The organism is Natroniella acetigena (assembly GCF_023227745.1).
Lineage (GTDB): Bacteria > Bacillota > Halanaerobiia > Halobacteroidales > Halobacteroidaceae > Natroniella > Natroniella acetigena.
This window is the reverse complement of record NZ_JALKBX010000087.1, coordinates 1-5,866: the sequence shown is the minus strand read 5'-3', so window position 1 is coordinate 5,866 and position 5,866 is coordinate 1. Positions and strand designations below refer to the sequence as shown.

Annotated in this window: 5 protein-coding genes; all 5 read left to right on the top strand. The window is 36.7% G+C overall.

Annotated elements, in window-relative coordinates; genetic code table 11:
* Positions 1 to 140 precede the first annotated feature (140 nt).
* Positions 141 to 1,397, top strand: coding sequence for a glutamyl-tRNA reductase (gene hemA, locus MWH25_RS12380; protein WP_248627961.1), 1,257 nt, complete (start codon positions 141 to 143; stop codon positions 1,395 to 1,397).
* Between the two features lie 158 nt (positions 1,398 to 1,555).
* Positions 1,556 to 2,209 (top strand): precorrin-2 dehydrogenase/sirohydrochlorin ferrochelatase family protein, encoded by a 654-nt coding sequence (locus MWH25_RS12375; protein ID WP_248627960.1) that lies wholly within the window; start codon positions 1,556 to 1,558, stop codon positions 2,207 to 2,209.
* Between the two features lie 297 nt (positions 2,210 to 2,506).
* A complete protein-coding gene (gene hemC / locus MWH25_RS12370) occupies positions 2,507 to 3,427 on the top strand; it encodes a hydroxymethylbilane synthase (RefSeq protein ID WP_248627959.1) in 921 nt (306 codons plus the stop codon).
* A gap of 16 nt (positions 3,428 to 3,443) precedes the next feature.
* Positions 3,444 to 4,958, top strand: coding sequence for a uroporphyrinogen-III C-methyltransferase (gene cobA, locus MWH25_RS12365; protein WP_248627958.1), 1,515 nt, complete (start codon positions 3,444 to 3,446; stop codon positions 4,956 to 4,958).
* Between the two features lie 89 nt (positions 4,959 to 5,047).
* Entirely contained in the window at positions 5,048 to 5,695 is a 648-nt protein-coding gene (locus tag MWH25_RS12360) for a hypothetical protein (protein WP_248627957.1), read from the top strand.
* The last annotated feature ends 171 nt before the right edge of the window (positions 5,696 to 5,866 follow it).

The following is a 5,866-nucleotide window of genomic DNA, read 5'->3' as shown; positions in this document are numbered from 1 at the left end:
AAGAGTGAAATGGTTTTTCCACTCGTAGGAGAAGCTCCATCTAAATCTTGTTTCTGATTTAGGTGGAGAGGTTCACAATTGATTTAGCTATAGATTTTAATGGAAATAAAGAGTTATAACTTATGAGGAGTGGATCAACTGTGGAGTTAGTAGTTATTGGATTAAATCACAAAACAGCTTCTTTAGAAATTAGAGAAGAGTTATCTTTGACTAAGCGGCAACAGAATGATGTTTTAGAGCAAATTGCGATGTCATCTGATGTAGAAGAAGGGGTTGTTTTATCGACCTGTAATCGAACTGAAATTTATTTGCTAGCAGAGAATGATTATTTAGCTAAAAGATTTACTTTGAAATTATTTAGAAAGATTTCTAATTTAAAAGCTAAGAAGTTACAAGACTATTTATATTTTTATCATAACTTAGAAGCAGTTGAACATTTATTTAGAGTTACTAGTGGTTTGGATTCTTTAGTAATAGGAGAGGCTCAGATTTTGGGCCAAGTTAAAAGAGCTTTCAAGAAAGCTAAGAAGATAGGAGCAATTGATACTTATTTACATAGGCTGTTTACGGAAAGTTTTAAAGTTGGTAAGAGGGCTCGAGGCGAAACTAAGATTGATGAAAATGCCGCTTCAATCAGTTATGTAGCTGTAGAGTTGGCCCGGCAGGTATTTGGTTCTTTATCGGGAGAGAAGGTATTGATTTTAGGTGCAGGGAAGATGAGCGAATTGACTTTAAAGAACTTAGTTGCCCATGGGGTTGAAGGAGTCATGGTCTCTAATAGAACTTATGAAAATGGAAAGAGATTAGCTGAGCAATTTTCAGGAGAAGTTATCCCTTGGGAGAAGTTAGAAAATTGGGTTGAAGATGTTGATATTATTATTGCTTCAACAGCTGCTCCACATTATGTACTCCATTATGAAGAGATCAAAGAAGTTATGAGTAATAGAGAACGTCCTCTTTTTTTGATTGATATTGCTGTTCCTAGGGATATAGAACCAGAAATAGCTGAAATACCTGGAGTTTATCTGTATGATATTGATGATTTAGAGGCTGTAGTTAATCAAAATTTAGCAGAAAGAAGAGGAGAAATAGCTCAAGTTGAAGAAATTATAGTTGAAGAAAAAGAAGAGTTTGAAAAATGGCTGAACTATCGTCAAGTTGTACCGGTAATTAAAGAAATGAGACAAAGGGCCAATCAGATTAAGGAACAAGAATTAGATTGGGCGTTACAAAGGTTGACTAATTCTAAGCAGAACCAAGAAGACGTAATTGAAGAGCTGAGTAGTCGATTGGTTAATAAATTATTACATCCTCCTACATTAGGGGTCAAACAGTTGGCCAATAGTGAAGGGAGTTCACAAAAGTTAAAAGTGATTAAAGAGGTATTTAAGTGTTGACGCATATCAGTGTCAGTGTCCGTAATCCGTGTCAGTAAAAGATCAAGTTCAAAACCTCTGTGGTTTAAAGGGGTTAGCGAGTTTGAATTTCACTGACACAGACACGAACCACTGACACTAAATATCAATTTAGATTGATTATTTAGGGAGAGGGTTCAATGGATTTATATCCAGTTAATTTAAGATTGAAGGGTAAAAAGGTTCTAGTTGTTGGTGGGGGAAAGGTTGCTTATCGTAAGTTAAAGAGGTTAGTAACTACTGAAGCTAAGGTTGAACTGGTTAGTCCTCAGCTAATTGAGCCTGTAAGGAAATTAATTAAAGAAGAAGAGATAAATTATAAAAAACGAGAATTTTTAGAGCTCGATTTGGAGGGCTCTTTTTTAGTAATTGCTGCTACAGATCAAAGTGGCTTAAATCAACAGATTGCTCAATTAGCAGAACAGAAAGAGATTTTGGTCAATGCAATTGATAACTTGGAGTTGTCAACGTGTACTCTGCCTGCGGTAATTAAGCGAGGTGACTTATTAATCACGATTGCTACAGGTGGAAGCTTGCCAGCATTATCTCGACAAATTAGATTGAAGCTAGAAGAAGAGTTTGGGGCAGGTTTTGCTCTTTTTTTGCAGCTGTTATCTGAAATTAGACCGCTAGTAATTGATAAGGTGGAGCAAGAAGAACAGCGGCGTAAAATTTTTAGAAAACTAGCGGATCTAGATTTGATTGAGCAGTTAGAGGTTGATCGTTCAGCAGGGATTGAAGAGGTTAAAAAGATTTTGCCTGAGCAAGTAGTAGCGGAGTTAGAGTTAACATAATAGTTTAAGGTTGAGACTAAGTCAACCATTAAGAGCATTAAGTTGTTGTTTTAACTTAAACTTATACTCAAACTCAGACTTAAAGCTTACATAAATCATTTTTTCTAACACTAAGAAATGTTAAAATAGTAGATGGTAATTAGTGATTAGTAATTAGTAATTAGTAATTACTAAAAATAAAATGGTTTAGAATTGGTATTTGCAAAGAAGTTATTGTTCTATAATTTTTAGTGGTTTTAATTATCAATTATCAATTATCAATTATTAACTGTACACTATTAACACAGGGAGGTAATTATGGAAGAAATTATTATTGGAACTAGAAAAAGTCAGCTAGCAGTAGCTCAATCGCAGCTAATGGCTGATCAATTACAACAGAAGTTTCCTGAGTATCAGTTTAAGCTAAAGAAGATTAGTACTAAAGGAGATCGAATTTTAGATAAGCCTTTAGCCGAAATTGGAGGTAAAGGATTATTTATTAAGGAGATAGAGATAGCGTTGTTGAATGGAGAGATTGACTTAGCAATTCATAGTCTAAAGGATATGCCAGCAGAATTACCTGCTGAGCTTGAAATCTTATCGATTCCTAAGCGGGCCAATCCTTTAGATGCATTAATAAGTAAGGGTGATCTGGATATAGATCAGCTTCCTGAAGGGGCCAAGATAGGAACGGGGAGCTTGCGTAGAAGAGCTCAATTATTAAATTATCGTTCTGATTTAGAGATTGTCCCAATTAGGGGTAATATAGATACTCGATTGAAGAAGTTAGAGAGTCAGGATTTAGATGGAATTATTCTAGCGGCAGCTGGATTGGAGAGAGTGGGTTGGGAGGATAAGATCAGCTCTTGTTTGAGTGATAAAATTTCGATTCCAGCAGTAGGACAAGGAGCTTTAGCGATTGAAGTTAGGGCTAATGATCAGCAGATTAAGGATATAGTTAAAGAGATTAATCATCAAGCGACTGTAGATGCTGTTAAAGCTGAACGGAGCTTTTTGGAGTATTTAGAGGGCGATTGTAAGGTGCCAATTGGGGCTTATGCTCAGGTTGAAGGTGAACAATTGGTTATTGAAGGAGTAGTAGCAGGATTAGATGGTAGTCAGATATTTAAAGGAAAAGTGACCGGCTTGCGAGAGCAAGCAGTAGAATTAGGAATTAAGCTTGCTAAGCAGTTATTAGAGCAAGGAGCAGGAGAGGTTTTAGAGCAGATTAAAGAGTAGGAAGGGGCAGATAATAATGGCAGGTAAAGTTTATTTGATTGGGGCTGGCCCAGGAGATGAAGGATTGATTACAGTTAAAGGGTTAAATATTATTAAAGATGCTGATGTAATCTTATATGATAGATTAGCTAATCCTAGATTATTAGATTATGCTCGCGAAGATGTAGAGTTGTTTTATGTAGGAAAGAAGGCTAGTAATCATTATCGAACCCAAGATGAGATCAATCAATTATTGGTTGACCAAGCTCAAGCAGGTAATGTAGTGGCTAGATTAAAAGGTGGTGATCCTTTTATCTTTGGTCGAGGCGGAGAAGAAGCAGAAGTGCTATTAGGTGAAGGAATTGAGTTTGAGATTGTGCCAGGGATTACTTCTCCTATTTCAGTAGCTGCTTATGCTGGAATTCCTTTGACCCATCGTGACTTCAATTCTTCTGTTGGATTTGTGACTGGTCATGAAGACCCGACTAAAGATGAGTCCAACCTTAATTGGGATCAGCTGGCTAATGCAATGGGAACATTAGTCTTTTTAATGGGGGTTGGCAATTTAGCTAAGATTACTAAAAGGTTAATAGAGGCTGGTCGTAATCCTGAGACTCCTGTTGCCTTGATTAGATGGGGGACTAGACCAGAACAAGAGACATTGGTTGGTACTTTAGAGACGATAGTTACTAAAGTTAAAGAGAATAATTTCAAGCCACCAGCTATTATAGTTGTTGGAGAGGTGATTAATTTAAGAGAGAGGTTAAATTGGTTTGAAACGAAAGCTCTATTTTCTAAACGGATTGTGGTTACTAGACCTAAAAAGCAGGCAACCAGCTTTTCTAAAGCTTTAGCTCGAGATGGGGCTAAGGTAATTGAGGCACCAGCAATTAAGATTGCTCCACCTGAAAGTTATCAACAGTTGGATCAAAAGTTGGAACAGATAGGTGACTATGATTGGATTATCTTTACCAGTATTAATGGAGTTAAGTATTTTATCAATCGATTATTCGAGTTAGGATTAGATGTCAGGGCATTGGCAGGGGTTAAGCTCTGTGCTATTGGGCCTAAGACTTCTGCTAAGTTGAATGATTATGGCTTACAAGTCGATTATATTCCAGATGATTATGTGATTGAATCCATCCTAGAAGGGTTTGTTGAGCAGGATTTGACGGGACAGAAATTCTTATTACCACGAGCTGATATTGCACGAGAGCTATTGGCAAAGGAATTAGAGAATAATAGAGCTAAGGTCGATGATGTAACAACTTATCAGACGATCAAAGGTGAAGGAAATCAAGATTTAGTCACTGAATTAGAAGAAGGACGAGTTGATATGGTAACATTTACAAGTTCTTCGACGGTACATAATTTTATCGAGCAATTGGGTGATGATTATCAGGATTTATTGGCAGAGGTAGAGCTTGCATGTATTGGCCCAATTACTGCTCAGACGGTACGAGATTATAATTTAGAGATAGCAGTAGTGGCTGAGGAATATACGGTTGAGGGATTATTAGTAGCAGTTAAAGGATATTATAAAAATAATTAACAATTGACAGAATGTACAATGGACAATTAAACGCTTTTAAAGTTCTTTAATTGTAAACTGTACATTGTACATTATAAGGGAGTGTTATTGTGTCTGCTCAAGTGAAAGGTATTGTCATTGAAGGTGTGCCAGCTACGGGAAAGACAACAATAATTGAACATCTTTTGCAAACCGAGCAGGTTTTAGAGCGTGATTTTATGCCCTTGTTGGTTTATGGTGAGGATTTGACGCAGCGAGTATTAGAAGCTAAACACAATCAGGGTCAAATTACTAAAGAGGATAATTTAAATCTATTGAATGATATTCTAATCCCTTTAGAGCGTTATCGAGAATATTATCAGCAGCGTGGGTGGCAGGGAGCAGAACAAGAGCACTGTTATGCCTTTTTATTGGAGAGGTTTCATCTAACCCATGCTACTTATTTTGATCACTTAAGCTGGGAAGAGCTAATAGAGATAGATAATCGCTTAGCAGGTTTAAAGACAAAGTTAGTCTTGTTGATCATGAACAAGGAAGTGATGGGTGAGCGAATTGTTGCTAGTCGAGGAAGTAGATGGAGAAGTTATATCTCTCGGTTTGGTTCGACAGTAGAGGAGATTGTTGAGCATTATTACCAGCGACAACAGCGAAAGTTAGAATTAGCTCAGCAGAGTAAGTTAGTTAACTTGGTATTAGATACCAGTGCTAAGAATTGGGGAGAGTTGGCCCAGTTGGTGCTTCAATTTTGGGGGATATAAAGTATTAAATTAACAATTGACAGAATGTACAATGGACAATTATCCACGTTAACTTAAGATTGTTTTTGCTATTATAGGGGTTTGAAGTGAAGCATTATTACAATTATGGTGTGATCTGTTGCGATATGAAAAGTATCGCCTAGTATTGTGAAGACAATCTACAATAACTAA